Raw genomic sequence first — 26,190 nt, 5'->3', positions numbered from 1 at the left:
AGCAATTGCTGTAATTCCTCTGAACGTATTTATAGATCCGAGTTGTTATTGTGGGGGAGTTAACTGATTTTTAGGTGCTTTTTTATTTTTTCTAATGCCTCTCCTGGATGCGGTTCATTTTCTAATACGACGGTTATATCCAAGATTTCCCTGTCTGTTAAGCGATTGATTTCCAGATTGTCGAATAAATAAAGCAGAAAAGCAATGAGTTCTCCCTCCGCATTGTCTCCAGAAATATTGAGATTCAGGACATCCCAAAACCATAATTCCACTTCTTCTATGCTGATCGTATTGTTGATATAATTTGTTAAAACTTTAAAGATGGCCGATCTAGTGATTTTCAAATCGTTATCCTCGGGGTCATCAAATATTATCTCCAACAGATTATAGAATATGGAATCCTCATGATAAGGTTTGCGAATAAATTTCGGGTCTACATTACCGATTAGATATTCTCTTTTTATTGCTCCTTTTACATATCCATCTACCAACGCTCGCAGTTCCGCTTCCATTCTGGCACTTCCCATCTCATTAAATATCAAGCACTACACACCATTTAAGGAGAATGAACTCATTCGGCCTAGAACGACCGAATTAAATCTTGTGTCCTGTTCCAACAAGATTAACGGCTTGATTAACCATTTCCTTAATCGAATGGGACCTCTCCAATTTTTTTTCAAGCTTAAGAATTTCACTCCAATCTTCACTTTCCTAGTTGTTTTTTTCTAATCTATCATATGCTAGTATTAATCTTTCTTTCGCTTCATTTGTAGCAATCGATGCATGTTTGCTTGTGCCATGATACATCTGTAAATTCTTTTTAAAATTGCTTCTTGCTTCTTGCAAAGAGTAATCCCCATTCGGTCCCCCTAAAATCTCCGTTGAAAAAGACTCATCCTGGTTACCGTCTTCCCAATCGCAAAGTCTGCAAATTTCATCCTGCCCTCTATTTTGCAAAGTTGGAATTCCACAACATGGGCATTTTTCTCTTTTCATACTATCCCTCCTTTAGAATTCATCTAATTTTAATCAACTTTATGGATGAAGCTTCTGATTTACTCATACTAAGGTGCCTTATCGGCAAGAAAAATATGGTGCATCTCTTTGTACATCTTATCCTTTATATTTACAGTTTAAAATGAACTTTTAAGAAAAATCATCTAAAATGAAATTCAATAAAATTTGATACAACTAAAATTGACTCATTGATTTTTTGTTGCAATTGCAACATAATTGTTTTATATTTATATTGAAGCTAAAAAAATGCTCATCAAGTAAATTACAAAGGAGCTCCTTATGACAGAGATTTTGCGCGAAATCGGGATGATTGCCCGGGCCCTGGATTCCATCAGCAATATCGAGTTCCAGGAAATCGACCTGACCCGGGGGCAGTATCTGTATTTGGTGCGGATCTGCGAAAATCCTGGCATTATCCAGGAACAATTGATCGACTTGATCAAAGTTGACCGTTCTACGGCCACCCGCTCCATCCAAAAACTCCAAAGCAATGGATTTGTTGAAAAAAAAGAAGATCCGCACAATAAAAAGATCAAACGGATCTTCCCGACAGCGAAAGGAAAAGCCGCCTACCCTTTTATCAAAAGGGAAAACGACCATTCCAACCTTGTGGCGCTCGAAGGATTCTCAGCTGCTGAAGCCGAACTGGCTTTCGACCTTTTGCAACGGATCCGGAAGAACGTGGAAAAGGATTGGGAATGGGTCAAGAAAGGCAACAAGCGAATTTATTAACCAAGAAAAGGAGCGGTTTTCCGAATGGCAATTACGGTAAAGAAATGTACAATAGAAGATCTTAGTGAACTGCAAAAAATCAGTAAGGTGACATTTACAGAGACTTTCGAGGAACATAATGCGCCCGAACACCTAAACGCCTATCTGGAGAAGGCATACAACTCCGGCCAATTGGCGAGTGAACTGGCAAACCCCTCCTCCGAGTTCTATTTTGTTTGCTATAACGAGGAAACCGCTGGCTACCTGAAGATCAATACCGGCGATGCCCAAACCGAACCGATGGGCAAAGAAGCGCTTGAAATCGAACGCATATATGTGAAGAATAAATACCATAAACACGGCTTAGGCAAACGGCTAATGGAAGAAGCATTCGACATCGCGGCACGCGGAATGAAAACAAAAATCTGGCTTGGCGTTTGGGAAAATAATGAGAACGCCATAGCGTTTTATGATAAAAAAGGCTTTGTCCAACAAGGATCACACTCCTTCTATATGGGCGACGACGAACAAGTTGATTTGATTATGGTCAAAACAATAACCCCCTAGGAGGCGCAGCATGTACATTCCAAAACACTTCAAGGTCAGCGACATCGAAGAAATCCGGGATTTCATCCAGCATAATTCATTTGGAACGCTCATCACGACTCGGAAAGGCAAACCGATCGCCACGCATCTGCCGTTGCAATTGGTGAAGAAAGAGGATGCCTATTATGTAACCGGGCACATGGCTTACGGCAATCCGCAATGGCGGACTTTCGAAGAAGCTGAAACTGTTTTGGCAACTTTCCAAGGCCCCCATGCCTACATTTCATCTTCGTGGTATGAGCAGGAAAATGTCCCGACATGGAATTACCAAGCCGTCCATCTTTATGGTCCAGCCCGCCTATTAAGCGGCGAAGAATTAAAGCAGGATTTGTCCATGCTGCTGGAAAAATACGAAAAGCATCGGGAAGAACCCGTGCTCTGGGATAAATTGTCTTCTTCCATGCTGGAAAAGGAACTCAAAGGGATTGTCGGATTTCAGATAGAGATCCAGGAAATCCAGGCTGCCTATAAACTAAGCCAGAATCGAAACGACAAAGATTATGTAAACATCATCGAGCAATTGCACAACGAAGAAAATCCGGATTCGGAAAGAATGGCTGATGTGATGGCATCAAAGGTACGCAGTGATACAGACTGAATGCGAAGAATGGCGGGATGCAGAAAAAAATTTTTCTGCATCCCTTTTTTATTCCCTTAGCAATTGTGTCCCGCTTCCATTGGAAACCCAATTTCCTGGAACTCTTAAATGCTTCTCAAAGCTTCGATCGGGCTAAGCCTCGAGGCTTTCCTTGCAGGGGCGTAACCAAAGACGATTCCGATTGTCATTGAGAATCCGAGTGCCAATAGAACAGTGGAAGGGGAAAGCAAGAAGCTGGTGCCCATAAATGCACAGATGGCAAATGCGGCAAGGACGCCGCATACAACACCGATAAATCCGCCGATCAGCGATAAAAAAGCCGCTTCAAGGAGGAATTGCTGCTGGATTCGCTTCGGCTGTGCTCCAAGCGCTTTACGGAGACCGATTTCTGCAGTCCGTTCTGTCACGGACACAAGCATCATATTCATAATGCCAATTCCGCCGACTACAAGTGAAATAGAAGCGATGCCCGCGATCAGCAAAGACAGCGTGGTGATCATCCCATTGATGGTCGACAGCATCTCTTGCGTATTCCTCAGTAAAAACCCTTCCTCCTGGTTCTTGAATGCTTCACGAAGCACTGTTTCGATGGCGAGTGTCGTTTTTTCCGATTGCGCAGAATCTACCATATAAACGTCGGCTGCCATTATATAATTGGTTCCGAGCAACTGCATGGATGTCGTATAAGGAATGATTACCGCCTCATTGATCGAACTGGACGAGAAAGCGTGCGATTGTTGAAGTGTGCCGATGACTATGAAATTCATGCCGCCGATTAACAGGTCTTTCCCAATCGGGTCTTGTCCATAGAACAATTCCCTGGCAATCGACGACCCGATCAAAGTGACTTTATTTTCACTTTGGATATCTAAAGGATTAATCCCTCTTCCCGTTTGGATCAGGTCTTGGTTTTTAGAAAAGTAGACATCATTTTTTCCGTTCACACCGACTTCTTTTTTGACGGTGCCATTGGCCGCTATCGAAGTGAAACCTGATACAGTCGGGGATACGCTGTCCACGTTCCTGATTTCTTCAATGCTTTCTATATCCTGATGCACCAGACCCATTTTGGAAGGCGTCCCGATGGCTGTCACGACAATCCGGTCCGCTTTAAAAGAGGCGAAATCGTTGGTCATGTCAACGGTAACCCCCTTGACTATTGTAATCAACGCAATGATGGAACCTACGCCGATAACAATGCCCAGGATTGTCAATGCCGAACGGATTTTGTTGTGGACGACATTCTTCCAGCTCATTCGCAGATTTTCAATCAGCATCTGGCCATCTCCTCCCGCAGCACGCCGTCGAGAAGGCGGAAGATCCGCTTAGCGCTTTTTGCTGTTTCAGGGTCATGCGTAATCATGATGATCGACTTTCCTTCTTCGTTTATCTGATGAAAAAGATCCATGATTTGCTGTCCCGTCTTTTGATCGAGCGCGCCAGTCGGTTCGTCTGCAAGCAGAATTGTCGGCTGGGTCACCATCGCACGTGCTATTGCCACACGCTGCTGTTGGCCGCCCGAAAGCTGATTCGGCCGGTGCTCCATTTTCCCTTCAAGGCCGACCCTAGCCAGGATGTCTTCTGCCAGTTGTTTCCGTTCTTTCCCATGGATGCCTGCATACACGAGCGGCAATTCCACATTGTCCTTTGCACTCAGCCGCGGCAGCAAATGAAATTGCTGGAACACAAAGCCGATTTCCGTATTCCGGATAGTGGCCAGCTCTTTTTCACCCAACTCCTTCACGTTTTGGCGGGATAAAATGTATTCGCCGCGGGTCGGCGTATCCAGGCAGCCGATCAAGTTCATCAAGGTGGATTTTCCGGAGCCCGATGGCCCAAGTATTGCTACAAAGTCCCCTTTGTATACCGTCAAATCAACCTCGCTCAAAATCGGTTGCTCTTCTCCACCAAGAAAGTAGGATTTGCAAATGCCGGTCATTTTTAAAATTTCCTCTTTCATGGTCTCCTCACCTCCAGAAAAGCTGTTCCAACAGCCCTTCCTCGTTCGGCTCATGCATGACGCTTTCTCCGGCTCTAACACCGCTTTTGACTTCCACCACCATCCCGTCATTAATGCCCGTCGAAATGCCTTTTTTCACCGGTTCCCCGTCCTTGGACGGCTGCAGCACATATGGCTTGTTGGCATTATCAAAGAAAATCACGTCCATCGGCAGCACAGTCGCGGCTTTGGCTTCTTCTTTGATGATTTTGACTTCTGTGCTCATGCCGATGCGCAAGTCTTCATCTTCCTCAAGATCAACCGCGACGGAAAAATAAGCAACGCCGTTTTCATTGACCGCTTCGTTGGAAATAGCAGCAATGGTTCCGCTTAGTTCTTTGGCGAATGCATTGATCGTCACTTTTATCTTCTGGCCGGTTTCCAGAAATTGAATGCTCATTTCATCGACTTTGACGTTGGTTTCAAGGTTTTCATAATCTACCAACTTTACCATTTCGGTGCCGGCTGCCATGGGCATATTTTCTTTGACCCCGAGTTGGGCAACTTCGCCGTTTATAGACGCTTTAATTTCTTCACCGAAAGCCGTGACCATTAGAACGTCGCCTTTTCGGACTTGGTCTCCAACGTTCACGTTTATGTCACAGATTTGCATGGGTTTATCGCTTAAGACCGTTTCCCTGTTTTTTGCGTCAATAATGCCTGGAAAGTTATGGAACGTCATAATATCTCTTGTTTCCGCAAGCTCTGATTGGAAAGCCACCGTCCCTTTCGGCATAAAAATAAACGCTCCCGCAACCGCTCCCGCCAGAATGACAGAGATTCCCCATATTAACCATTTCTTCTTTTTGCGCCTGTTCATAATTCCCATATCTTTCGCCCCCATTTTTTGGCGGTACAGCTTTTCCAAAATGCAGAAGCTTCATATCCGGATTTGCCCGGTTTAATATAGGTTATTCACTTTTATTTTAATTGATAAAAAAATGATCTTTTTAATAAATAATAGCCTTATGATATCACATAAAATCTAATTATTCAGTCTTTTTATGCAGGTTTTTTTAAACAGGAGATACGGATCGGTTTTGAAATCTTTTGGCCTATGCTTTGCTCTTTTAAGGTGGCCATAAGCTTTTATTAAGTAGAAATAAAAAAGCAGCCTGTTCGGCTGCTTTAGCGGTAAAGTGATAACGTTATGTGTTTTTCATGCATCGTCTTTAGTCACAAACAGCTTAAACGGACAGCCTCAGCCAAATCCTTTTTAGCCTGGTCGACAAGTTTTCCAATCATTAAATCTCCATGCAATTCAGGACGGCTATAATTAATGTTAAATTCAATGTCTTCTGTTCCATCAGTTTCAACCGTGGTCACACTAACCAATGAAGTTGCATCCAACAAGGTCTTGTTATCGTTCCATCCATGGATATCTTTTTTCCAGTAGCTCAGCCCGTCTGCTGTTTTACCGTGCTGTATTTCGTTATCCAGTTCAATCCATTGCCAAAATTTCATCCAATCTCTCGCTTTCTTTACTGTAAAGATATTTTTATGTCAAAAGATATAGCTATCCAGCTCGTTTTTTTGCCGCAAGTGATGGCGGAAATGCATTTCCACCAACTTCAGCCATTCCTCCGCATTCAGCCAGCCGAATCCGCCATGCCGTGCTTTGGTGTGCGGATCGATGGCATCGAGCTCCGTTTCCCAACGGGCCATCCGCCGAATCAATTCTTCCATCCGCTCGTTCAAGTCTGTCCTGCTGCCCGAATTGTCCGGAGGCGCATTCAGTTCATCCGGCAATCTGATTTTAACAGGCGGAAAACCACCGTTTTTGAATAATCTCTCGCCATATTCCGTTTTTCCGAGCGGCTGATCTTCAGCTGACCGGGAGCAAGTTTCCAGGTTATCCAGGTATTCGTGGGCGACAACAATCAGATGGTCATACATTTGCCCGACAGACCAGACCCCTGGTGAAGAAATGAATTTCAGCTGTTCATCTGAATAACGGCAAAGATCTTTCTGGAACTGCACAAGCAGTTTGGTTTCTGTCATATGGAAACTCCTTTGCTGCAGGCTTAAGAAACCTTTAGTGAAGTTTTGAATTGCCTCATTCAAAGATTAATAACAAGTGATTTTAAAAGTGGAAAAGACAATCAGCCGGATGGATTTTTCCACGAAGCTGCCGCCCGTTGAACGTTTGCTATTGCTCTTCTTCTCCGATATGCCTGTTGGCCCAATCCAAAATCCGCGGATAGGCGTCTGCCTTGAACCACGCTTCCGGAGCGAAAGTATCGGTTTCGCCTTGCGCTTTTTCTTCACGGGCGCGGGCCACTTTCAAGTGCACTCGGTCTTCGTCCCGCTTTTTGCCGCTTTTGTTTTCGTGCTCATAATGGCCGAACTCTTCTACAATCGCCCGGTATGCATGCAGGGCATCCTCTTTCTGATTGAACTTCCACGATTCCCGCTGGCCGGATGTGCTTAACTGCAAAAAATAATATGCCTCTTTTTCCATTGCCTCCACCTCCTATTACAAAATTTCGATAGGAAGCAGTAAATAACCTTTTATTGCAGCAATAATGATTTACCTTATGAAGCTAGCATTACCATCTCACATATTTCCGTTGAAAGCCAAATTTCCCTTCCGGTATTCCCGTTTGCCGTTTGAAAAAACTGCTTATAAACCGTGCAGGCCAAGCATAAAAATCCCCAGATATAGCAAATACGCCACCGGCAGCAGAATCAGGACAAGCGTTGACGCTTTTTTCCAAAACCCGCTGGAACTCATGAAAGAAACAATGGCGGCCGATAAATACCCGGCAACTATCAAGAAAATCCACCATTGCCCAATGTACTTTCCGACAAGCGACTGCAGGATCAGGAAAGTAACTAATAGGATCAAAATAGAAACGAACCCTAAATATTTTCGCAACGGTTACACCCTTTCCGGTTGAATCGATGCGGGTCAACCCGAATTCATAAATTCACCATACCACAGTCAATCAATGGACTTCCTAAAAAGAAATAAATCCACCTCCTTGGATCACAGCCTTATGTGCTAAAGCTGACGCCTGGTTCCTGAAATTGTTCCTTTATCATAGAAAGAACGCCCGCGAAAAGTGTCCGGCACTTTTGCGGGCGTTCTTTCTATGGCTCTATTCGTTGTCGAATGCAGCCTAATATCCCTTTTTATCGGGCGATCAAGCTATCTTCGATCCCCTGCATGACTGCGGCGACTTCAGCAGCTTCAATCGGTTCAGTGCGCAGCACATGGATTGTTTCTTCGTCACGCGTAGCATGATTCGCAATCTCCTCAATCCATTTTCCGGGAATCCCGAGTTCTTTTAATGAGGCCGGCAATCCGACTTTTTTATAAAACTCTTTCAGTTTTTCCGCTTCAGCCCCTTTGCCTTCAAGCAGCAATTGCACTAATGTGCCGTATGCCACTTTGTCGCCATGGAGCGCTGTATGGGATTCCGGCGCGATGGTCATGCCATTGTGGATGGAGTGCGCGCCAGCTGTACGGCCGAATTTGTCGCCAAAACCGCCGACCATGCCGCCGACCATTATGATGGTTTCCGCCACTCTGACGAATGCCTCTGACAGACGGCCCTTTTTTGCATCTCCAATGGCTGCTTCTGCATATTCGAACATTTCATCGGCGCAAAGCTTTGCGGTGTAATGGGCAATTTTCAAGGCAATTTGCGGATTCTTGAACCGGATGATTTGCACATCGGCTTCGTACCATTTTGCGATAGTGTCGCCGATGCCCGCAACCAGCAGCGGAACCGGTGCACCGAGCAATACCTTCGGTTCCACTAACAGCAGGTCGACGCTTTCCGGGAAGACCGTATAATGCGTCATCGTCCCTTCTTCCGTATAGATGACGCTGAGCGGCGTCCATGGAGCGCAGTTCGAAGCGAGTGTCGGAACGAGGACCAAAGCGGTTCCGGTTTCGTGAGCGACAGCTTTCGCAATATCGAGCACTTTTCCGCCACCTGCTCCGATAATGGCCTCCGCTCCTAAAGCTCTCACGATATCGCTGACCCGCGCAATTTCTGCCAGAGAGCATTCCCCCTGATACAGTTCAAAAGCGGTTTCGACTTTTTCCAGCGCTGGGAAAAACGGACGGAGCGCTTCCCATGATTTAGTCCCGGTCAAAATCAACGCCTTATTGATGTTTCTTGCGAGCAGTTTCTCTTCCAAGCTATCAAGGACGCGTGCTCGACAGACATATTCAGCCGGTGCGCCTTTTACAATGATGTCTTCCACAAAAGATCTCCTCCCTTAGCGCGTTGCCATCCATTCCGGTTTGCCGAAGCCTTTGAAATCCGAATCGATCAACGCTTCGAATTCCGATGATTCCACAATTTCCACTAAATCTTTGGCGAGCTCGGTGTCTTTGTTTTCGGTTTTCACTGCCACCAGGTTGCGGTAGCGGTCAGGCATATCTTCAAGCACAAGTGCATCCAGCAGATCCATATCAGCGGCAAGTGCAAAGTTGCCCGGAACCGCTGACAAATCGGAGCTTTCCACTGCCCGCGGCAAGCCGCCCGCTTCGATTGGCTGGAACACCAGGTTTTTCGTATTCGTCTGGATGTCCTTCTCGGATACGGTCAGTTCTTCAGCTGCCGGATCCAGTGTGATCAAGCCGTTGTCTTGCAAGACCAGGAACGTACGGGCTGCATTCACCGGATCATTCGGGATCGCAATGGTCGCCCCGTCTTTGATGTCTTCAAGCGAACCGAACACATTCGAGTAGATGCCCATCGGTGCAGTTGGCACCGTAATCAGCCCCGTCAAGTCCATGCCGTTTTCCTTTGAGAAGTTTTCAAGATAAACGGAATGCTGGAACAAGTTGGCATCGAGGTCGCCGTTATCCAAAGCATTGTTCGGCTGGATGTAATCGCTGAATTCAACGATTTCCACTTTATAGCCTTTTTCTTCAAGCGCCGGTTTGAACGCTTCGTTTAGCATATCGCTGTATGGCCCGGCAGTGCCGCCCAGTTTGATGGATTTGGAATCGGCGCTGGATTCTTCCCCGCTGCAAGCAGCAAGCAGTGTGAGCAGTACGAATAGTGCAGCTAGTAAGGCAATCTTTTTCATATAAGTTTCTCTCCCTTTTCTATCGTTTGTCTATTGCTTTTGACGTCCAATCCCCGAGTTGCTGAAGGATTTGGACGAGAACAATCAAAATGACGACCGTGACGATCATGATCGTGTTGTCGTAGCGGTAATAGCCGAAGCGGATTGCCAAATCGCCGATGCCGCCTCCTCCGACGACGCCTGCCATGGCTGAATAAGCGACCAGCGAGATGATCGTAATGGTGACGCCCTGGACAAGGCCTGTCTTCGCTTCCGGCAGCAGCACATCCTTGATGATCATCCACGGCGTGGCGCCGACCGCGACAGCCGCTTCGATGACGCCTTTATCGATTTCCCGCAAAGAGGTCTCGACGATGCGGGCAAAAAATGGAATTGCGGCAACCGATAGCGAGACGCTGGCTGCAGCAGGGCCGATTGTAGAGTCTACCAGCAGCTTTGTCAGCGGAATCAGCGCGACCAGCAGGATGATGAATGGGATGGAACGCACCATATTGACAATGAACCCCAAGACCGATTTGACGAACCGGTTCTCGAGAAACAGGCCGCGGTCGGTAACAAAAAGAACGATGCCGAGCGGCAAGCCGATGATGATGGCGATTGCCAAGGAGATGCCGATCATATACAAAGTTTCGCCGAACGCTTTTGAAATGTCCGGCCATAATTCCATCATATGCTGAAAATCAAAGCCCATTTCCAATCACCTCCACAGTTGCGCCCCGGCCTTCCATATAAGTGATGGCCCGGCTGATATTTTCCGGTCTGCCCTGGATTTCCATCAGGAACAGGCCAAGCGGTTTTTCCTGGATATATTCGATGGATCCATGAAGAAAGTTGCCTTTGACATCGAAATGCTGAACTGTGTCCGTAATGACGCCTTCGCCGGCGACTGCGCCTTTGAACTGTACTTTGATGACGCTCCCGGTGCAGGCCGCTAGTATCGGGGCCGGTACATCAAAAGACACGACCGATGAGATGAATTCCTTCGTCAATGCCGTCTGGGGCGAGGAAAACAGGTCGTAAACTTCACCTTCTTCAATCACCCTTCCGCCTTGCATCACAGCCATCCGGTCGCAGATTTCTTTGACAACATTCATCTCGTGCGTAATCAGAACGATCGTGATGTTCAATTCCCGGTTGATTTTCTTCAACAGCCGCAGGATGGACAATGTCGTATTCGGATCAAGCGCCGATGTCGCTTCGTCGCATAGGAGCACTGAAGGATTGTTGGCAAGTGCCCGGGCAATGCCGACGCGCTGCTTTTGCCCGCCGCTTAGCTGCGAAGGGTAGACATCCTTCTTGTCGGATAGGCCCACCATCTCAAGCAGTTCATCAACCCGTTCGGCCGCTTGCGCTTTCGGCAGTTTTGCCGCCTTCAAGGCAAAAGCGATGTTTTCAGTGACCGTCTTCTGGCTGATCAAATAGAAATGCTGGAAGATCATGCCGATTTTCAAACGCGACTGCCGCAGTCCTTCGCCTTTCAATTGGGTAAGGTCCACGCCGTCGATTTTGATTTCGCCGCTTGTTGGGCGCTCGAGCAGGTTCATGCAGCGGAGCAAAGAGCTCTTCCCCGCTCCCGAGTAGCCGACAATACCGAATACTTCGCCTGCCTCCACCGTTAGGGAGACATTGTCCACACCCGTGACGGTGCCTTTTTTCGTCTGGTACTCTTTCGAAAGATTCGTGATGCTGATCATGGCGGTGCTCCCTCCTTTTTAGGCCAATAAAAAACGCCTCTTCCATTAAGAAAGAGGCACCGAATTGGATTAGGCTTATCTCTCAGAATAGATTCATTCTGCAGGAATTAGCACCTTCCCAGATCGCTCTGGAGGTTGCTGGACGTCATAGGGCCTGTCCCTCGGTCTCTCTTGATAATGTTCCATATGTAATTGTTTTTAGCTTGTACCCAATAGTAAAGAACATTCAGCCCGCTGTCAAAGCTTTTTTAAAATTTTTATTTTTTATTCAACCGAAATTCAATTCCTCGTCCACTCTGCCAATGACCATATACGCCGATGTCCCGTTGAAATAATAGGCCGGCTGATTTCCGGCATCGGCCCGGCAAATCGCTGATGGAATTTCAATTTCCCGCAATGCCTGCATCATTCCCTCAACGGCTTTGGTGAATGTCGGACCCGTCACGCCTGTCATCACATGCGTATCCAAAAAATACGCTTTGGCATCAAGTGGCTTCATTGGTTTTTCCGCACAGCTATGCAGCAATAAATGCTTGAGCAGGAACGCATGGGCAGCTGGCAATTTTTCGCGGATGCCATTATAGATCAATTCCGGGCCGTCCGTGTTGAAAAAAAGGATAATGGTGTCTTTCGGATCCTTTTCAATAGCTGCAACAACCTGCGCATGCCCGCATTGAACATGTTCATCCGCCGAAAGGATACGGTAAGCGGAATTCCGGAGTTCATCCGTGCAGCGGCAGAGTTCTGTGAACATTTCCGAAAAGTCTGCGCTATCAAGTGCAGTTGAAGAAACGGAACTTGCCGCAAACGCCCGGCTGCCGATATGCAACGAGCTGCTCGACATGTGCTGCAATGCACGCTTGACCTGATCGGCATTCAGTTGATAGGCGTTCTCCGGGTAACGGGATTGGTTATCCAGCGCTTGCTGCAGCTGGCAAAGAGCTTCGGCGTGCATATGCTGCTGGTGGAACAGCCCGCCCAGGCGGTATGCCGCTAGCGGATTCACCGGGTCGTATTGCAGCACTTTTTTCATAGCCTGTTCGGCTGCATAGCGCTTATTGGCATCGTTGGATGCCGCCTGGCCGCAGTAGCACAGCAGATAATTGATCAGTTTCTGCTGGATGTATGTATAGTAATGGGCATAATCCGCATCTTCCGCCGCTAATAGCTTAAGATGGTTGTGCATTGCATCATAAAGTTCAATCTTGGAATAATCCAAATCCCCTTGGGTATTTTCAGCTTGAAAGTGAATCTCCTGCTCCAATTCTTCTAGTTCATCCAAACTTATGTCATGATATCGCATGTTCTTCCCCCTAAATAAAAAAAGACCGCTGTATAACTTTGCTAAATGTTATGGTGGGATAATATAATTGCGGTACAAATACTATTATTAAGATATATTTTACATTTCTAACAAAGTTATATCATTTTCATGATACCAATCCTTAATTCGATACACAATATGCGTTTTATTAATTTTTTGTAAAAGGAATTTATTTTTTGAATTTCAGTTTCTTGTCGACCTTCATTGAATTGTCTAAGGACCGTTCTACTGGCAAAACAAGGCATGCGTGCTTGTTCAAATAAAATCTATAAAACCGGCAGAGGTTTGGACACAATGCCATAAACTGCCGGTTTCTATGCTTTAGGACATTTAATTATGCGATTTGATTTAAAGAATATATATAACCGCTAGTCTGCAGCAATGAAAAAATCATTTCATCCGACTTCCGCTTCTCCTTGCCGTACATTTTGTGTAATTAAAAATGAAGAACAAAATGTTTAGATGAATTGGTTTGTAGAATCCAATGCTTTGTTTTGCCAGATACATTTCTTTAACGGAAAACGAAGGCGTCAGTTTTAAACAGAATGATTCATGAAATGCTTAGGATTTCGCAGATTCCACTTTTCAAGCAATAACTCCACATGCCCGTCGGCCGTAAAGAAAACATCAAGATCCGTTGCGAGCGCAAAAAAACGGGCCGTGAACACTTCCTCCCCTCCATTGACAAAAACTTCAATGGCACTCGTATCCAGGAATATATGCAATTCCTCAAGTGTTTCCAAAAAACAGCTTCGGTTTTCTACCATGCCGTCTAGAAATCGTTTGCGCACCAACGTCAACCGCTTGGTCTGTTGATCGTAAGAAATGATTATATTTTTGCGGATTTCAATTTTTATATGCCCGGCCAGGTTCTGCAGGAAATGGATCTTCAGTTCCTCTACATTCCCCGAAAGTTCTGGCCACGTCTTTGTTTCATTCTTTAAGCTTGAATGGAATGAAAGCCCTTGTGCTTCCCGCAACTGTTTCAGTTCCGGCACTGGCTTCTGAATGATCCTGTCTTTTCTCAGCTCTAATTCACGCGGCATCGTCAAAGCATGGACCCATCCTTTTTCGATTGTGGGCAGGTGGGATTCCTGTTCCCCTGTGATGCCCATCCAGCCAAGCATGATCCGCCTTCCTTGCTTATCCTGAAACGTCTGCGGGGCATAAAAATCAAAACCCCGATCCAACTCTGTAAATTCACCATGCGGGAACTCAGTTGTTCCAACGTTCCATCTGCCGACAAAATAGCCAGACTGATGCGCATTATGGTAAAAGGAATTTTTCGCTTTCAACCCTTGAGGGGAAACGATGAGGATGTCTTTTCCACCGAGCTCAAAAAAATCCGGACACTCCCACATATAGCCGAAGTCCATCAATCCATTGAAGCGGTTTCCAGCTAAAATCCCTTTAAGATCCCATTGCTGTAAATCTGTCGAAGCAAAAAGCACAACGGCCCCTTCTTCATAAAATGTTTGCGCCCCTACAACCATGTACCAAGTGCCATCCCTTTTCCAAACTTTCGGATCCCGGAAATGAGCCGTGTATCCTTCCGGCAGCAATACAACAGGCCCTTTCTTTTCAAAATCAAATCCATTGCTGGAAACGGCCATGCATTGATAAGTCTCAAATTTGCCATTTCCGCGTTCCACATGCCCCGTGTAAAACAAGATCATCTTCCCATCAACTTCAACCGCACTCCCAGAAAAACAGCCGTCCTTTTCATACCATTCACTTGGGACAAGCGCCGGCTTGTGTTCTTGCCAATAAACAAGATCCTGGGAGGTCGAATGGCCCCAACATTTAGAGCCGTGCGCCGTACCAAACGGATTCCATTGAAAAAACACATGATACATGCCTTTGTATTGGATCAACCCATTTGGATCGTTCAACAAACCGACCGCCGGCATCAAGTGGAATTGAAGCCGATGCGGATCGCTGTTGTTGTTTTTTTGATACGCTTCGATCGTCTGTGCTATTCTTTCAAACCAGTTGAATTGGACCATGATAATCTCCTATTTTCATCATTATTAACAAGCATAACGCCTATTAATTAAAAATTCCAACTAATTGGTCTTGATTCGGCTTCCCCGGTTGTCCACGTGCCAGTCAAGCACTCACTTGCTCCCAAGTTATGTGTTGTCCCCCTTTACATCCCCCAGCCCTTCCGCTAAACTAGAGCCATCGGGGCAAACCCCGGACACAAAAAACTGCATACCGTTTTCTGCACTAGGGGTGCTTATTTTAGCTGAGATGCAAGCGCAAGCTTCGATCCCTTATAACTCGATCAGGTTAGGACCTGCGTGAGGAAGTGCGGCACATTTCTGGAAAACTCCTTTTTTGGGACGCTTATAGATTATGGCTGCATCTTCGCGGATGCGGCCTTTTTTGTGGACTTTTTTAAGGAGGAATCTATTCATGGAACCATTGTACTGCGGCACAAGCCCGATTGTCGGATTTCGTTTTTCTTTGCACCCGATGTCGGGAAACTTTATCAAGATCATCAAAGGGGCGTTAAATAGGACGGACACCTCGAATGTCTGGATGCATACGGACGACGTTTCAACCGTCATCCGCGGCAAACAGAACCAGGTTTTCAACGTGGCCAAAGCGATCGCGCTCCATGCGGCAAAAACCGGCGAACACGTCGCCCTTTCCGGAACGTTCTCGATCGGCTGCCCGGGGGACTCGGAAGGAGATGCCTATCTGGAAAAAAGCGACGAGCTGCCTAATCAGGACGCCACTCCTCAATATGTTTCTTCCCAGTTCGCCTTATACCCGATGAACAACCCGGCGTATATGGAAGTCATCTACCGGGAAATCGATCGTGCCAAAGCGCATGGCGTCTTCAACGAATCGATGCATTACGCAAGCGGCATCCATGGCGACATCCACGATGTCTTCGCTTTCTATGAAGAGTCGTTCACCCATGCGCGCTCAGAAGAGTACCGCCACCTTGTGATGACGCTCTCGATGAGCATCAACAGCCCGTCGCACGGAGGGAATGCGCATGCTTAAAAACTGGAAGTTAAAAGAGATCGTCTTGATGTCGCTCTTTGCCATCGTCTTCGGCATCGTCTATTTGGTGTTTGTCCACGTCGGAAATATCTGGGCCGGATTGATCGGCCCGATTGCGTATGAATGGATGTTCGGCATCTGGTTTATCGTCTCCATTATCTGCATGTACATCATCCGCAAGCCGGGTGCCGCTTTGATGTCAGAAACCATGGCAGCGGCAATTGAAGTGCTGCTCGGCAACGCCATGGGCCCCCGCCTGATTTTATCCGGTGTGATTCAAGGGCTTGGCGCGGAGGCGGCCTTTGCTGTGACCGGCTACAAGCATTTTAATCTGGCCGTCCTGATGCTTGCAGGGGCAGGTTCTGCCGTCTTCAGCTTTGTTTATGGCTTCTTTGTTTCGGGTTATGCAGCGCTCGATCCGACGTTCGTCGCCTGGATGTTCACGCTGCGTGTGTTGAGCGGCATGATCATAGCGGGAATCGGCGGAAAATACCTTTCGGATGCCCTGCTGGCGACCGGTTCCCTTCGCGGCTATGCCATTGCCCGTATAGAAAAGAGTGATGCCAATGCATGATGCCGTCTTTTCACTCGACAATGTCCACTTCCGGTTTCCCGATTCAGGCCAGCGGACGCTCGACGGGATTTCATATGAAATCTTCCGAGGCGAGCGGGTTGTCATAACAGGTCCGAGCGGTGCCGGCAAAAGTACACTTCTGTACTTGCTGAACCGCCTCTATCCTTTGAATTGCGACGGAATTCTAAGCGGTTCCATCAAACTCTTCAACAAGCCATCTGAAAACTACGCACCAGGGGAAATCAACCGCCGGATTGCAACGGTTTTCCAGGATCCCGATTCCCAATTTTGCATGCGTACGGTCGAGGAGGAACTGGCATTCACTCTTGAGAATCTGTCCGCTGTTGCTGAAGCCATGGACGCGCGGATTGCAGGGGTGTTGGAACTGACCGGCCTTATGGAACTACGCCATGCAGTGATCCAAACGCTGTCTGGCGGCATGAAACAGCGGGTGGCTACAGCTTGCGCGCTGATTATGGAACCTGAAGTCCTGCTTCTCGACGAACCGTTGGCCCATCTCGATCCCTTCACCGCCAAGCAATTTGTCGACTGGCTTTCCGTCCTTCAGAAAAGACACGGGCTGACTGTCGTAGCTGTCGAACACCGGCTGGAATTGTGGGAAACTTTTTTTAGCCGGGAAATCGTTTTGGACAGAGATGGTGCTCTCATTGCAGACGTTCCTTTCCGTCCGAGATCAATTTATTCCTTTCCTGTGCGTCCCTCTGTTTATGAAGATTTGCCGGCGCTACAGGCCGAAGCGATTTCAGTAAAAAAAGAAGGCCGGCTGCTTTTAGCTCCCCTTTCCTTTAAAGCAGCACGCGGCGAAGTGGTGGTCATTGCCGGCCCGAATGGCAGCGGAAAAACCACTCTCTTAAAAGCGCTATGCGGAATCATTCCTTTAACGGGCGGCCGGATCATCGCACAGAAAGTGGGTTACGTGCCCCAGTCACCCGAGTTTTTATTCATCGAATCTTCCGTAGAGGCTGAGCTCGCTTTTTCCGGAGCCTCCACCCAGGCAGAAGTGGAAGAGCTGATGGAACGGCTCCATTTGACGGATATCAAGGAAAGTCATCCGTTCTCAGTAAGCCACGGACAAAAGCGGCGGGTCGCCATTGGCGCGATGCTCGCTGACAAGCGGGACGTGCTTTTAATGGACGAGCCGACTTCCGGGCAAGACTTTGCCGCGCTTATGGAACTCTTTACTTTGATCCGTGAACGCGTCCAGGAGGGTGCCACGATTTTGATCGTGACTCATGACATGGAATTTGCAGCGGGGATTGCAGATTCGGTTTTGCTCATCAAAGACGGAATGCTGACCGGGAAATTCTCTGCCGAGCGGGTCTGGGCGGATGAATCACTCATGCAGGCGCACCAGCTGCTACAGCCGAAAGGAATGGTGCAGCGTGAAAAATCTTTTGCATGAAATGAATCCGTCGGTGAAGTTTGTCGTTGTGACAGCATCGATGCTGGTTATTGCCTTCTTTTTCAATCCATGGACGCCATTCCTGTTCTTTATCGGCATCCTTCTTTTGCAGGTTCTCTTGAGCCGGATTCCATGGAAAAAATGGACGCTCTTCATGCTCCCTTTCGCTTTTGCTGCATTCGGCTATCTTTGGACTGCTGTCGTTTTCGGTGTAGGAACTCAAGATGAAGTGTACTTCTCTGTTGCCGGGTTTGAGGTGGCCAAAGAGCAATGGGAGACGGCTTTGTCGCTGTCCGTTCGCGTCCTGGCTTTCTCCAGCTTGTCGCTGTTATTCGCTTTTACGACCGATCCGGTAAAATTTATCATGAGCCTGATGCAGCAAATGAAGCTTTCGCCAAAACTGGCTTACAGTGTCATGGTTGCCTATCAATTTTTGCCGCTATTGAAAGAGGAATTCACCCAGCTCCGTGAAGCCCAGCGGCTCCGAGGCGCTCAAATCAAACCCCATTGGATAAACCGGTTGCCTGCCTTCCGCCGCCTGCTCATCCCGATGCTTGCCGGCGCAGTAAGGAAGGCAGAGCGTGCCGCTTTTGCCATGGAAGCCAGAGGTTTTACCGGAGAGCGTCGCAAAGCTTATTACCGCCCTGTTCATGTAGGGCGGATCGATTTCTGGCTGGCCCTTCTGTTTCTCTTCGTACTGGCCGGCAGTTGCTTAGGCGGAATTTATATTGATGGATGAGTGCAATTTGAATGTATCCAGTTTGATTTTCTCATAAGATTTCAGCCGCTTCCCGGCATCCATTTTTCGGGAACGCGGTTTTTTGTTTCACTTTTTTTGTTACGGTTTTTGTTTTTCAGAAATTTAACCTTATGTAATTATGTACATTTATATCTTTTTTTATTGATTGCCCGCAGCGAGACGGCAGTTTTCCTAAATGATTTCGCTTCTACCGTAATGGGTATACATCAAGCAAGCACTTTTTTCTATTAGCAAGGAGGCATTGGCATGATTGAATGGGACTTGCTTGACGAAAAAGATGACCGGGTCTATCTGGCGTATATGACCAACCGCCAAGATCCCTTTGTGATGTTTGAACGGGATTTCGGCCAAATGATGGACCGTGCTTTCAAGGAAATCTATGAAGGCTATACCCACCTTTGGGCAATGAAGCGGGTCGGGGTCATTTTGCCAAATAAAATCTGTTATTTCCCTGACAACGAACTGCTCATTGAACCGTCTGTCTATGCTGGAGCTCCGAAAAAAGAAGTATACATAATATTTTTATTTTCAAAGAACTCACCTTCTTCCCCGTTCATGTATGCTAAAGGGCTCAAGTCCGGATTTTACAGTTCGTTTGAATCCGCCGCAGAAACCGGTGCCCGTTTATTGAATTTAATGGCAAACACGTATCCGGAACGTGAGTTCAAAGTATTGTGCACAAAGCTGCTCTACGACTTCCTGTGGTACAGATAGAGGACGCTTCATGACCCATAAATAAAAAGCGACAGCCGGATTGGAACCAATCCGGCTGTCGCTTTTCTCCCTCTACATTGCAGAAACGCTATAAGTGAACTCGTCTTCGTCCATGGCGTCTACTCCATTGTCCACATGGACAATCGTGCGGAGCAGCAGTTTCGTTTTCGCGTTTTCAACGATCCAGCGCTCATCAGGCACGATTTCGAATTGCTGCATGAGCGTCCCTTTCGATTTCAGCGTGCTGACAAAATCCAGTGACTGTTTTGCCACGACATTCTCGATCAGCTGGAAATCGCTGTCGTCCCGTACTTCATCAATTTGCTTGACGACATGCAATTCGACGTATTCGATCTTCTGGTCGGTGTCGCCGCCGGTGATGTAAATCGTGCCGTTCAGCGTCTCGCCTTCGTTTAAGTTCGGCCTCTCCACCACTGTTTCAACGGTCAGCGAACCGATTCCAATTGAACTTAGAAACTTTTTGAAATTCATAAAATGGAAACCCCCAGATCATAGTAATCTTCCTATACCACCATAGATTTCTTGTTAAACCCTCAAAGCAGCTCTGTGTAGTCATATTGGTTCTCAAGGTTGTTCTCATGTTTATTATAGCGCCGTTTGAACAATTTGTAGAGATGCGAAATCAATACACGGGCGAGTGCATACATCGGAATCCCGAGGATGACGCCGGCAATGCCGAACAGCGACCCCGCTGTCAGCAATACGAAAATGATCGTGACCGGATGGATGAACAGCGTCTTCCCCATCACCTGCGGGGAGATGAGATTCCCTTCAACAAGTTGGACCACCGTCCAGACGACCGCCAGCTTCACAAGCATGAACGGCGAAGTCACGAGGGCGATAATCGCTGCCGGCGTTATGGCAATCGCTGGCCCGAGATACGGCACTACGCTAGTGACCATCGCCAGGACGCCGAGCAGGAGCGCGTAATCCATTCCGATAATCAAAAAGCCGATATAGACCATGACGCCGATGCAAAACGCCACGATGATCTGGCCCTGGATATAGGCACCCAGTTGCCGGTCCGCTTCGCCGAGCACTTCCCTCGTGTCGTCACGGAATCTTGGCGGCAGGAGCTTCACAAAATACTCCGGCAGCTTCTCGCCGTCCTTCAGCAAATAAAAGAGGATGAACGGCACGATGACAATCGACAGGATGACACTTGTGATCGTCGAAATGAAACCGGTGATTCCTGTGATGATGCTGGCAATTGTCGCCTGGAGTGTATCAGCGACATTCGCCGGCAAGGTGGCGATCAATTGCTCAATATCAAAGCTTGATCCCCGGTAATAGTCGCCGACAATGGACGTCCGGAGAAAAGCGTCCAAGTTGGTCAGCAATTGCATGAAGTAATCCGGGAACTCCATGATCAGCTTTTGGAACTGCTCCCGGAGAAATGGCAGCACCAGGACAATCAGCAACGTGATCAAGCCGATGACCCCTAGGAAAATCAGCAGGATTCCCCAAAGCCGGGGGATTTTCGCTTCTTCAAGCAGCCGCAGAACAGGCCGCAGCAGATAATAGAAAATGAGCGCAAGGACGACCGGCAGCACCACCGTTTTCATGAAGACGCTGAGCGGATTGAAGATGAATGACACTTCCCGGAAGATGAAAATGACGAGCCCAAGCAATACAAGCGCCGTCAGTGTGAACAAGGTGTTCGTTCCGCCTAGGAAACGGATAAAATTTGTCGAGAAAAGCGATTGTTTTTCGGGTTCCACCAAATCTCCCACTTTCAGAAAAATATGAACTACTTCTATAGTAGCATAAGTTCAGGTCTGCTTAATGGAGTGGTTGTGACAAAAATTCAGCCAGCGCTTGGCGGTTCTCTTCGATATCGATTTCGAGGACAGCACCGGCATCCGGATATCGTGCATCCCAGTAGCTTCCTTCAACAGGGACCGTCAGACGGCCGATGTCGCTTTTTCCGCCTTTAGCGAGTTCGATGGCCAGTTTCGCGCCTTCTGTTGCCGGCAAGTCTGTTTGGACATAGCCTTGGACCGCCCCTGCCAGTTTCGGATATTTCGGGATTGCCGAAACATTGATCAGCTCGTCTTTCAGCGCAGCAACTACTTGCTGCTGGCGGCGTACGCGCCCGAAATCGCCTTCGCTGTCAGCACGGAACCGCGCATAACCGAGAAGTTCCTTGCCGTTTAGCGTATGGACGCCTTGTTTCAATGAAACGCCGATTTTTTCGGACATGTCTTTTTCAACGTCAATTTCCACGCCGTCCGGTGCGGCTATATCAACCATGTGTTCAAAATTCGCAAAATCGATCATGGCAACATGATGGATCTCCAGGCCGAACATTTCCCGCAGCGTGTCCGCCAGCAAGTTCGCGCCGCCCAAGTAATAAGCCGTATTCAGTTTATACGATTGATAGCCCGGGATGTCGGCGTAAATGTCGCGCATGAACGACGTTAATTTGATTTCGTCCGTGTTTTTATCATGCGACATCAGCATCATGGTATCCGAACGGGACTGTTCTTCCCCACGTGAATCCACACCGATGATCAGGATGTTCTGGAAATCCCCGTTTTCTGGGTCTCCGTCGAACTCCAAAGTTGGTTGCTCTGTATTTTCAGCTAGCTTATATCCGCTTTGAAATTGCAAAAATACGTAAATTCCCACTGCTATTACTGCTAAGAGCAGCAGCAGTAAGATGCCCCGGAAACGGAACCGCTTTTTTTTGCGCCGTTCCCTTCTGGCTGGCTGTAGTTCTTCTTCCATACTATACACATTCCTTTCTGCATCTTGCTTTACATTGGACGCTATTTCACTAGAAGAAGTTTCTGCAATCCCATTATAATCATATTTATTGTCTGGAAACAGGGGGAGTGGTAAGATTTTTCTATTCCACTCGAGAGGAGCAAACCCACCTATGACCCAAAAAGCGACATTTGCAGGCGGCTGCTTCTGGTGCATGGTCAAACCGTTCGACCAGTTTGACGGCATCGACAGCGTCATGTCCGGCTACAGCGGCGGCCACGTCGAAAACCCCACATATGAACAAGTAAAATCCGGTACGACCGGACATTTGGAAGTGGTCGAAATCACTTTCCAGCCGGAGGTATTTCCTTATGAGCAGCTGCTTGATATCTTCTGGCAGCAGATTGATCCGACCGACAACGAAGGCCAGTTCCAGGACCGCGGCCCTTCATACCGCCCTGCCATCTTCGTCCATAACGAAACGCAGCGCGAACTGGCGGAACAGTCCAAGCGGGACCTCGATGCAAGCGGCCGCTACAACAAGCCGGTCAACACGGAAATCCTCGACGCCGGACCGTTTTATCCGGCCGAAGAGTACCACCAGGACTATTATAAGAAAAACCCGGACCATTACAAGGAAGACCGTGCGGCATCAGGCCGTGATGAATTCCTGGATTCCGTATGGGACAAAAACAGCGTGAAAAATTAAATCACTCCAGCCGAACAGCTTCCCTTAAAAGGATCCTGCTCGGCTTTTTCATTCGGATCCATTGGGCTGATGCAGGCGGCCTCTCCTGCCAAAGAAAAAGCAGCTGTCCAAAAAAAACAATACTGAAAACCAAAGGAGAAAAAGCCGCGCTTTTTCTCCTTTGGTTTTTCCATATTCTATAAACGGCTGATGATCATCGAGGCGGCGAGCAAGGTGGACGAAAGCACTTCGGAAAATTTGTTTGCAGCGAAGCAGCGAAGCGACGCAGAGACAGGAGCATCAGTTTTGCCAGTGAGCCAGCGGAAAGCGTCCGCCGCAATGACCTGCAGTCCTTCTAGGACAGCCCCTTCTGAGTTGTGCTTAACGGTGTCCATTGACGATCGGCACCAAGTCGATCAGATCCCTGATTTCATATGTCGGTTGGACCCCGGCGTGGTTCTCTTTTCCGAACGGATTGAACCAGCAGGTGTCGATGCCGTAATCCGCTCCGCCTTGGATATCGGATGTCAGCGAATCGCCGACAATCAGCACCGAATCTTTTTCCGAAAGGCCGAGTTTCTTGAAGGCATGGTCGAAGATGCCAGCGTCCGGTTTCTGGAAACCTGTTTCTTCCGAGATGATGACGTGCTCGAACCGCCCTTCCATCGGCGAATTGAGAATCCGCTCTTTTTGCACGCTGCCGAATCCGTTTGTAATGACGGCAAGCCGGCAATGCGACAAGCTGGTGATCAGCTCTTCTGCTCCCGGCATGAGATGCGTTTCTTTTCCAAGATAATCAAGATAGGCTTTGCTGAAGGCCTCTGCACTGATATCGAGCTTGTGCTCGCGGAATAGCCGTTTGAAGCGTTCGACGCCCAGTTCCCGCAGGGCAATCCTGCCCTGCTCCAAGTCATTCCATAGCACAGAGCTGATTTTCCGGTAGCTGGCATGATAATCGGAAAAACCCGTCGGCATCCCGTGGTCGGAAAAAGCATTGTGTAGGGCCGCTTTTTCGGATAGCTTGAAATCCATCAAGGTGTCATCGATATCAAAAAGGATGGTATGGTAATTGTTCATGTGTACATATGCCTTCTTTCCATAGATTAATCGTTGTCGAACCAGCCTTTCCATTTGAACCAAGCCGTCATGCCGATACCGAGTATGAGCATGATGGCAAGGACGATGAAATAGCCGTTTTCGGCCCTCAGTTCCGGCATATTAACGAAATTCATGCCGTAAACGCCGGCAATGAACGTCAGCGGCATGAAGATGACGGTGATGACCGTCAGCGTCTTCATGATGTTGTTCATGCGGTAGGAGTTCAGCGATATGTAGTTGTCGCGGATATCAGTCGCCAGTTCCCGGTTGGAATCGATCATGTTGCTGAGTTTGATGAGGTGGTCATGGACATCCTGGAAATAGGCCCGTTTCTGCTCCTGGAAAATGAACCGTTTCGATTCCAGGATCCGGTAAACCAGATCCCGTGTCGGCACCACGATCTGGCGCAGCTTCAAGAGCCGGCGGCGCACTTCGAATGTGTCTTCCATGATTGACTTGTCGGCTTTTTTAATCCGTTCGGAACCTTCGATGGAAGCAAGCCGGTCTTCAAGTGTCTCCACCAGCGGGAAAAATGCATCGACCATTTCATCCATGATCTTATAAGCCACTTCCAGCGGTTTCAGATGGTCTGTTTTGTCCAGATGCAGGAAATAATCCCATGCATAATTGACCTCATCAAGATCTTCGAAATGGAACGTCACGATGAAATTCTCTCCGAGGAAAAAGTCGACTTCATTCGCTTCAAGGTCCTCCGCTGTCAGGGAGTGCATGACCATGAATGTCGTATTGTCGTAGTATTCCAGTTTCGGGCGCTGGAGCGAATGGATGCAGTCTTCGATGGCCAGCGGATGGAACCGGAAATGGCTGCCGAGAAGGCTGATTTCATCCGGCGTCGGAATATTGAAGTCGACCCATTGCCATTTCATGCCCGCCAGCTCTTCTAAAGGCGGATCGATGACAACTTCGTTTTGTTGGTTCACAGCTTGTATCCGTATCATGAAAGGCTCCTTGCAGGTTGTTTTTTATTTAGTATAACGGCCAGTACGGCGAGTATGCCGATATAGCCCAGTAAAAGCAGCAGCGTGATGTCGTGGCTGCCATACCTATCGTATAAGAAACCAATGAATAATGGCATGGCGCTTGATATGATATAGCCCCCCGACTGGATCATTGCCGTCCAGCTGTTGACATCGTCCGCCCGCTTGTTTTCATCAAGCGGCATCAATAGCGCGATCGGGAAAAGCCCGCCAAGCATGATGCCAAGAAAGACTGCAGAAAGCCAGATCGTCCCTGACCCTCCGGCAATGAGCAAAATGAGCCCAGATGCACCGGATGCAAGCGACACCAGCGTCCATAGCAAACGGCTCGGAAATTTGGAGAGCAATGCCGGAATCGATAAATTCCCGACCAGTTGGACGGCAGTCATGACGGTCAAAACCGCTCCGGCAGTCAGCACATCCATGCCTCTTTCAATGGCAATCGGGGCAAGCCACGTAATCAGCGAGAAAAATAGCGCGGACTGAAAACCGAAAAACAGCAGCATCAGCCACGCCCGGCGGTTGCGCCATGGCGATACGACGGCGGTTTTCTCTAGGTCTGCCTCTTCTTCCGCAGGCTGTTCGATCCGCTGCCACAGCACGATTGCAAAAAGCGCGAGGACGCTCCAGCTTGCGAGCGCAAGCGGCCAGCCAAAAGCGGCATAAAAGACGCCGGTCAAGCCGGAGGCAAGCGTGGCCCCCGCGCCCATGCCGAAAGAATAGACACCGATCAGCGAAGCGGTGCGGGTCGGGAAGTTTCGCTTGATCAGCGCGGATAAAAGCGGACTGATCACGGCAATCGCCAAGCCGATGAAAAACGAACTGGCCAACAGCACCGGGTATACCGGCAAAACGCCGCGCAGGGCTGTCAAAAGGCCGATTGCCGCGATCAAGACCGTGATGCTCCGCTTCATGCCGATCTTCCGGTTGAACACAATCGCCAGCGGAGCGAAAAGCCCCATGCAGAACACCGGAATCGATGTCAGGAGACTGATTTCGCTATTGCTCAGCGAAAGATCGCTGCGGATCGTCTCCAATAACGGACCGACCGACGATATGGCCGGCCGCAGATTCAGCGATACGAACAGGATGGCGATCACCATCACTCCGAGTGCGGATTTCTTGCCTTTGGATCCCATATTTCATTCCCCTTTTTCTGCTATGTACACAAACTTGTGTTCCCCGC

32 protein-coding genes and 2 riboswitches are annotated in these 26,190 nt (G+C 48.1%); of the genes, 9 read left to right on the top strand and 23 right to left on the bottom strand.

Annotated features, from left to right (window positions below):
• Window positions 1-59: 59 nt before the first annotated feature.
• Both ACFSDB_RS07450 and ACFSDB_RS07445 read right to left on the bottom strand, forming a co-directional pair.
• Window positions 60-512 carry a hypothetical protein gene (locus tag ACFSDB_RS07450; protein ID WP_204892182.1) on the bottom strand — a complete coding sequence of 151 codons (453 nt, stop codon included), beginning with the start codon at window positions 510-512 and terminating at the stop codon, window positions 60-62.
• A gap of 199 nt (window positions 513-711) precedes the next feature.
• Window positions 712-996 carry a CPCC family cysteine-rich protein gene (locus tag ACFSDB_RS07445; RefSeq protein WP_204892183.1) on the bottom strand — a complete coding sequence of 95 codons (285 nt, stop codon included), beginning with the start codon at window positions 994-996 and terminating at the stop codon, window positions 712-714.
• Between the two features lie 300 nt (window positions 997-1,296).
• Between ACFSDB_RS07445 and ACFSDB_RS07440 the strand changes: the two genes are divergently transcribed.
• The 3 genes from ACFSDB_RS07440 to ACFSDB_RS07430 are packed head-to-tail and all read left to right on the top strand — an operon-like array spanning window position 1,297 to window position 2,932.
• The gene (locus ACFSDB_RS07440; RefSeq protein ID WP_204892184.1) at window positions 1,297-1,749 is read left to right on the top strand and encodes a MarR family winged helix-turn-helix transcriptional regulator; all 453 of its coding nucleotides are present in this window, start codon (window positions 1,297-1,299) and stop codon (window positions 1,747-1,749) included.
• 24 nt (window positions 1,750-1,773) lie between these two features.
• Window positions 1,774-2,295, top strand: a complete 522-nt coding sequence (paiA, locus tag ACFSDB_RS07435) for a spermidine/spermine N(1)-acetyltransferase (protein WP_204892185.1) — start codon at window positions 1,774-1,776, stop codon at window positions 2,293-2,295.
• A 10-nt stretch (window positions 2,296-2,305) separates the two neighbouring features.
• Window positions 2,306-2,932, top strand: a complete 627-nt coding sequence (locus tag ACFSDB_RS07430) for an FMN-binding negative transcriptional regulator (protein ID WP_204892186.1) — start codon at window positions 2,306-2,308, stop codon at window positions 2,930-2,932.
• Window positions 2,933-3,036: 104 nt separating this feature from the next.
• Here ACFSDB_RS07430 and ACFSDB_RS07425 read toward each other — a convergent pair whose 3' ends face one another.
• The 13 genes from ACFSDB_RS07425 to ACFSDB_RS07365 form a co-directional block, all read right to left on the bottom strand.
• Window positions 3,037-4,209 carry an ABC transporter permease gene (locus ACFSDB_RS07425; protein WP_204892187.1) on the bottom strand — a complete coding sequence of 391 codons (1,173 nt, stop codon included), beginning with the start codon at window positions 4,207-4,209 and terminating at the stop codon, window positions 3,037-3,039.
• Complete coding sequence (locus tag ACFSDB_RS07420) at window positions 4,203-4,892, bottom strand: ABC transporter ATP-binding protein (RefSeq protein ID WP_204892188.1); 690 nt, start codon at window positions 4,890-4,892, stop codon at window positions 4,203-4,205. The genes ACFSDB_RS07425 and ACFSDB_RS07420 overlap by 7 nt, the downstream gene beginning before the upstream one ends.
• Window positions 4,893-4,899: 7 nt before the next feature.
• Window positions 4,900-5,760 (bottom strand): efflux RND transporter periplasmic adaptor subunit, encoded by an 861-nt coding sequence (locus ACFSDB_RS07415; RefSeq protein WP_204892189.1) that lies wholly within the window; start codon window positions 5,758-5,760, stop codon window positions 4,900-4,902.
• Between the two features lie 347 nt (window positions 5,761-6,107).
• Window positions 6,108-6,395, bottom strand: a complete 288-nt coding sequence (locus ACFSDB_RS07410) for a hypothetical protein (RefSeq protein ID WP_204892190.1) — start codon at window positions 6,393-6,395, stop codon at window positions 6,108-6,110.
• 39 nt (window positions 6,396-6,434) lie between these two features.
• The gene (locus tag ACFSDB_RS07405; protein WP_204892191.1) at window positions 6,435-6,932 is read right to left on the bottom strand and encodes a DinB family protein; all 498 of its coding nucleotides are present in this window, start codon (window positions 6,930-6,932) and stop codon (window positions 6,435-6,437) included.
• Window positions 6,933-7,080: 148 nt separating this feature from the next.
• Window positions 7,081-7,392, bottom strand: coding sequence for a hypothetical protein (locus ACFSDB_RS07400; protein ID WP_204892192.1), 312 nt, complete (start codon window positions 7,390-7,392; stop codon window positions 7,081-7,083).
• Window positions 7,393-7,554: 162 nt separating this feature from the next.
• Window positions 7,555-7,809: a hypothetical protein gene (locus ACFSDB_RS07395; RefSeq protein ID WP_204892193.1), complete on the bottom strand. Its 255-nt coding sequence runs from the start codon at window positions 7,807-7,809 to the stop codon at window positions 7,555-7,557.
• 257 nt (window positions 7,810-8,066) lie between these two features.
• Window positions 8,067-9,149 carry an iron-containing alcohol dehydrogenase family protein gene (locus ACFSDB_RS07390; protein WP_204892194.1) on the bottom strand — a complete coding sequence of 361 codons (1,083 nt, stop codon included), beginning with the start codon at window positions 9,147-9,149 and terminating at the stop codon, window positions 8,067-8,069.
• A gap of 15 nt (window positions 9,150-9,164) precedes the next feature.
• Window positions 9,165-9,983, bottom strand: coding sequence for a MetQ/NlpA family ABC transporter substrate-binding protein (locus ACFSDB_RS07385; protein WP_204892195.1), 819 nt, complete (start codon window positions 9,981-9,983; stop codon window positions 9,165-9,167).
• A gap of 19 nt (window positions 9,984-10,002) precedes the next feature.
• Complete coding sequence (locus tag ACFSDB_RS07380; RefSeq protein WP_204892196.1) at window positions 10,003-10,674, bottom strand: methionine ABC transporter permease; 672 nt, start codon at window positions 10,672-10,674, stop codon at window positions 10,003-10,005.
• Entirely contained in the window at window positions 10,664-11,677 is a 1,014-nt protein-coding gene (locus ACFSDB_RS07375; protein WP_204892197.1) for a methionine ABC transporter ATP-binding protein, read from the bottom strand. The genes ACFSDB_RS07380 and ACFSDB_RS07375 overlap by 11 nt, the downstream gene beginning before the upstream one ends.
• Before the next feature lie 72 nt (window positions 11,678-11,749).
• Window positions 11,750-11,858: riboswitch (SAM riboswitch) on the bottom strand.
• 87 nt (window positions 11,859-11,945) lie between these two features.
• Window positions 11,946-12,980, bottom strand: coding sequence for a tol-pal system YbgF family protein (locus tag ACFSDB_RS07370; RefSeq protein WP_204892198.1), 1,035 nt, complete (start codon window positions 12,978-12,980; stop codon window positions 11,946-11,948).
• Window positions 12,981-13,537: 557 nt separating this feature from the next.
• Window positions 13,538-15,007, bottom strand: a complete 1,470-nt coding sequence (locus ACFSDB_RS07365; RefSeq protein WP_204892199.1) for a glycoside hydrolase family 32 protein — start codon at window positions 15,005-15,007, stop codon at window positions 13,538-13,540.
• 215 nt (window positions 15,008-15,222) lie between these two features.
• Window positions 15,223-15,328, top strand: a riboswitch (TPP riboswitch).
• A 91-nt stretch (window positions 15,329-15,419) separates the two neighbouring features.
• Here ACFSDB_RS07365 and ACFSDB_RS07360 point away from each other — a divergent pair.
• From ACFSDB_RS07360 to ACFSDB_RS07340, 5 genes are all read left to right on the top strand, one after another.
• Entirely contained in the window at window positions 15,420-16,019 is a 600-nt protein-coding gene (locus ACFSDB_RS07360) for a YkoF family thiamine/hydroxymethylpyrimidine-binding protein (RefSeq protein WP_204892200.1), read from the top strand.
• Window positions 16,012-16,593, top strand: coding sequence for an ECF transporter S component (locus ACFSDB_RS07355; RefSeq protein WP_204892201.1), 582 nt, complete (start codon window positions 16,012-16,014; stop codon window positions 16,591-16,593). Before ACFSDB_RS07360 ends, ACFSDB_RS07355 begins: the two co-directional genes overlap by 8 nt.
• The gene (locus ACFSDB_RS07350) at window positions 16,586-18,016 is read left to right on the top strand and encodes an ABC transporter ATP-binding protein (RefSeq protein ID WP_204892202.1); all 1,431 of its coding nucleotides are present in this window, start codon (window positions 16,586-16,588) and stop codon (window positions 18,014-18,016) included. Before ACFSDB_RS07355 ends, ACFSDB_RS07350 begins: the two co-directional genes overlap by 8 nt.
• A complete protein-coding gene (locus ACFSDB_RS07345) occupies window positions 17,997-18,755 on the top strand; it encodes an energy-coupling factor transporter transmembrane component T family protein (protein ID WP_204892203.1) in 759 nt (252 codons plus the stop codon). The genes ACFSDB_RS07350 and ACFSDB_RS07345 overlap by 20 nt, the downstream gene beginning before the upstream one ends.
• Window positions 18,756-19,022: 267 nt before the next feature.
• On the top strand, window positions 19,023-19,490 hold the full coding sequence (locus ACFSDB_RS07340) for a hypothetical protein (RefSeq protein ID WP_204892204.1): 468 nt from the start codon (window positions 19,023-19,025) through the stop codon (window positions 19,488-19,490).
• Window positions 19,491-19,562: 72 nt separating this feature from the next.
• Here the strand turns inward: ACFSDB_RS07340 and ACFSDB_RS07335 are convergent, their stop codons facing one another.
• The 3 genes from ACFSDB_RS07335 to ACFSDB_RS07325 all read right to left on the bottom strand — a co-directional run bounded on the left by ACFSDB_RS07335 (window position 19,563) and on the right by ACFSDB_RS07325 (window position 22,241).
• The gene (locus tag ACFSDB_RS07335; RefSeq protein ID WP_204892207.1) at window positions 19,563-19,982 is read right to left on the bottom strand and encodes a sporulation protein; all 420 of its coding nucleotides are present in this window, start codon (window positions 19,980-19,982) and stop codon (window positions 19,563-19,565) included.
• 62 nt (window positions 19,983-20,044) lie between these two features.
• The gene (locus ACFSDB_RS07330; RefSeq protein ID WP_204892209.1) at window positions 20,045-21,232 is read right to left on the bottom strand and encodes an AI-2E family transporter; all 1,188 of its coding nucleotides are present in this window, start codon (window positions 21,230-21,232) and stop codon (window positions 20,045-20,047) included.
• A gap of 61 nt (window positions 21,233-21,293) precedes the next feature.
• Window positions 21,294-22,241 carry an LCP family protein gene (locus ACFSDB_RS07325; protein ID WP_204892211.1) on the bottom strand — a complete coding sequence of 316 codons (948 nt, stop codon included), beginning with the start codon at window positions 22,239-22,241 and terminating at the stop codon, window positions 21,294-21,296.
• 151 nt (window positions 22,242-22,392) lie between these two features.
• Between ACFSDB_RS07325 and msrA the strand changes: the two genes are divergently transcribed.
• Complete coding sequence (gene msrA, locus ACFSDB_RS07320; RefSeq protein WP_204892212.1) at window positions 22,393-22,929, top strand: peptide-methionine (S)-S-oxide reductase MsrA; 537 nt, start codon at window positions 22,393-22,395, stop codon at window positions 22,927-22,929.
• Here the strand turns inward: msrA and ACFSDB_RS07315 are convergent.
• Genes ACFSDB_RS07315 through ACFSDB_RS07295 form a run of 5 tightly spaced genes read right to left on the bottom strand, consistent with a single transcriptional unit; the run spans window position 22,926 to window position 26,143 of the window.
• Window positions 22,926-23,102 carry a hypothetical protein gene (locus tag ACFSDB_RS07315; protein ID WP_204892214.1) on the bottom strand — a complete coding sequence of 59 codons (177 nt, stop codon included), beginning with the start codon at window positions 23,100-23,102 and terminating at the stop codon, window positions 22,926-22,928. The genes msrA and ACFSDB_RS07315 overlap by 4 nt on opposite strands.
• Before the next feature lie 3 nt (window positions 23,103-23,105).
• Complete coding sequence (locus ACFSDB_RS07310) at window positions 23,106-23,303, bottom strand: hypothetical protein (RefSeq protein WP_204892215.1); 198 nt, start codon at window positions 23,301-23,303, stop codon at window positions 23,106-23,108.
• Window positions 23,290-23,985, bottom strand: coding sequence for a YjjG family noncanonical pyrimidine nucleotidase (locus ACFSDB_RS07305; protein WP_204892220.1), 696 nt, complete (start codon window positions 23,983-23,985; stop codon window positions 23,290-23,292). Before ACFSDB_RS07305 ends, ACFSDB_RS07310 begins: the two co-directional genes overlap by 14 nt.
• A gap of 26 nt (window positions 23,986-24,011) precedes the next feature.
• A complete protein-coding gene (gene corA / locus ACFSDB_RS07300; RefSeq protein WP_204892230.1) occupies window positions 24,012-24,965 on the bottom strand; it encodes a magnesium/cobalt transporter CorA in 954 nt (317 codons plus the stop codon).
• A complete protein-coding gene (locus ACFSDB_RS07295; RefSeq protein ID WP_204892231.1) occupies window positions 24,962-26,143 on the bottom strand; it encodes an MFS transporter in 1,182 nt (393 codons plus the stop codon). The genes corA and ACFSDB_RS07295 overlap by 4 nt, the downstream gene beginning before the upstream one ends.
• Window positions 26,144-26,190 lie beyond the last annotated feature (47 nt).

The sequence above is a fragment of the Planococcus chinensis genome, assembly GCF_042681545.1.
Taxonomy (GTDB): Bacteria; Bacillota; Bacilli; order Bacillales_A; family Planococcaceae; genus Planococcus; species Planococcus chinensis.
Note: the sequence above shows the minus strand (reverse complement) of the source record. Positions and strands in the feature narration are given on the sequence as shown.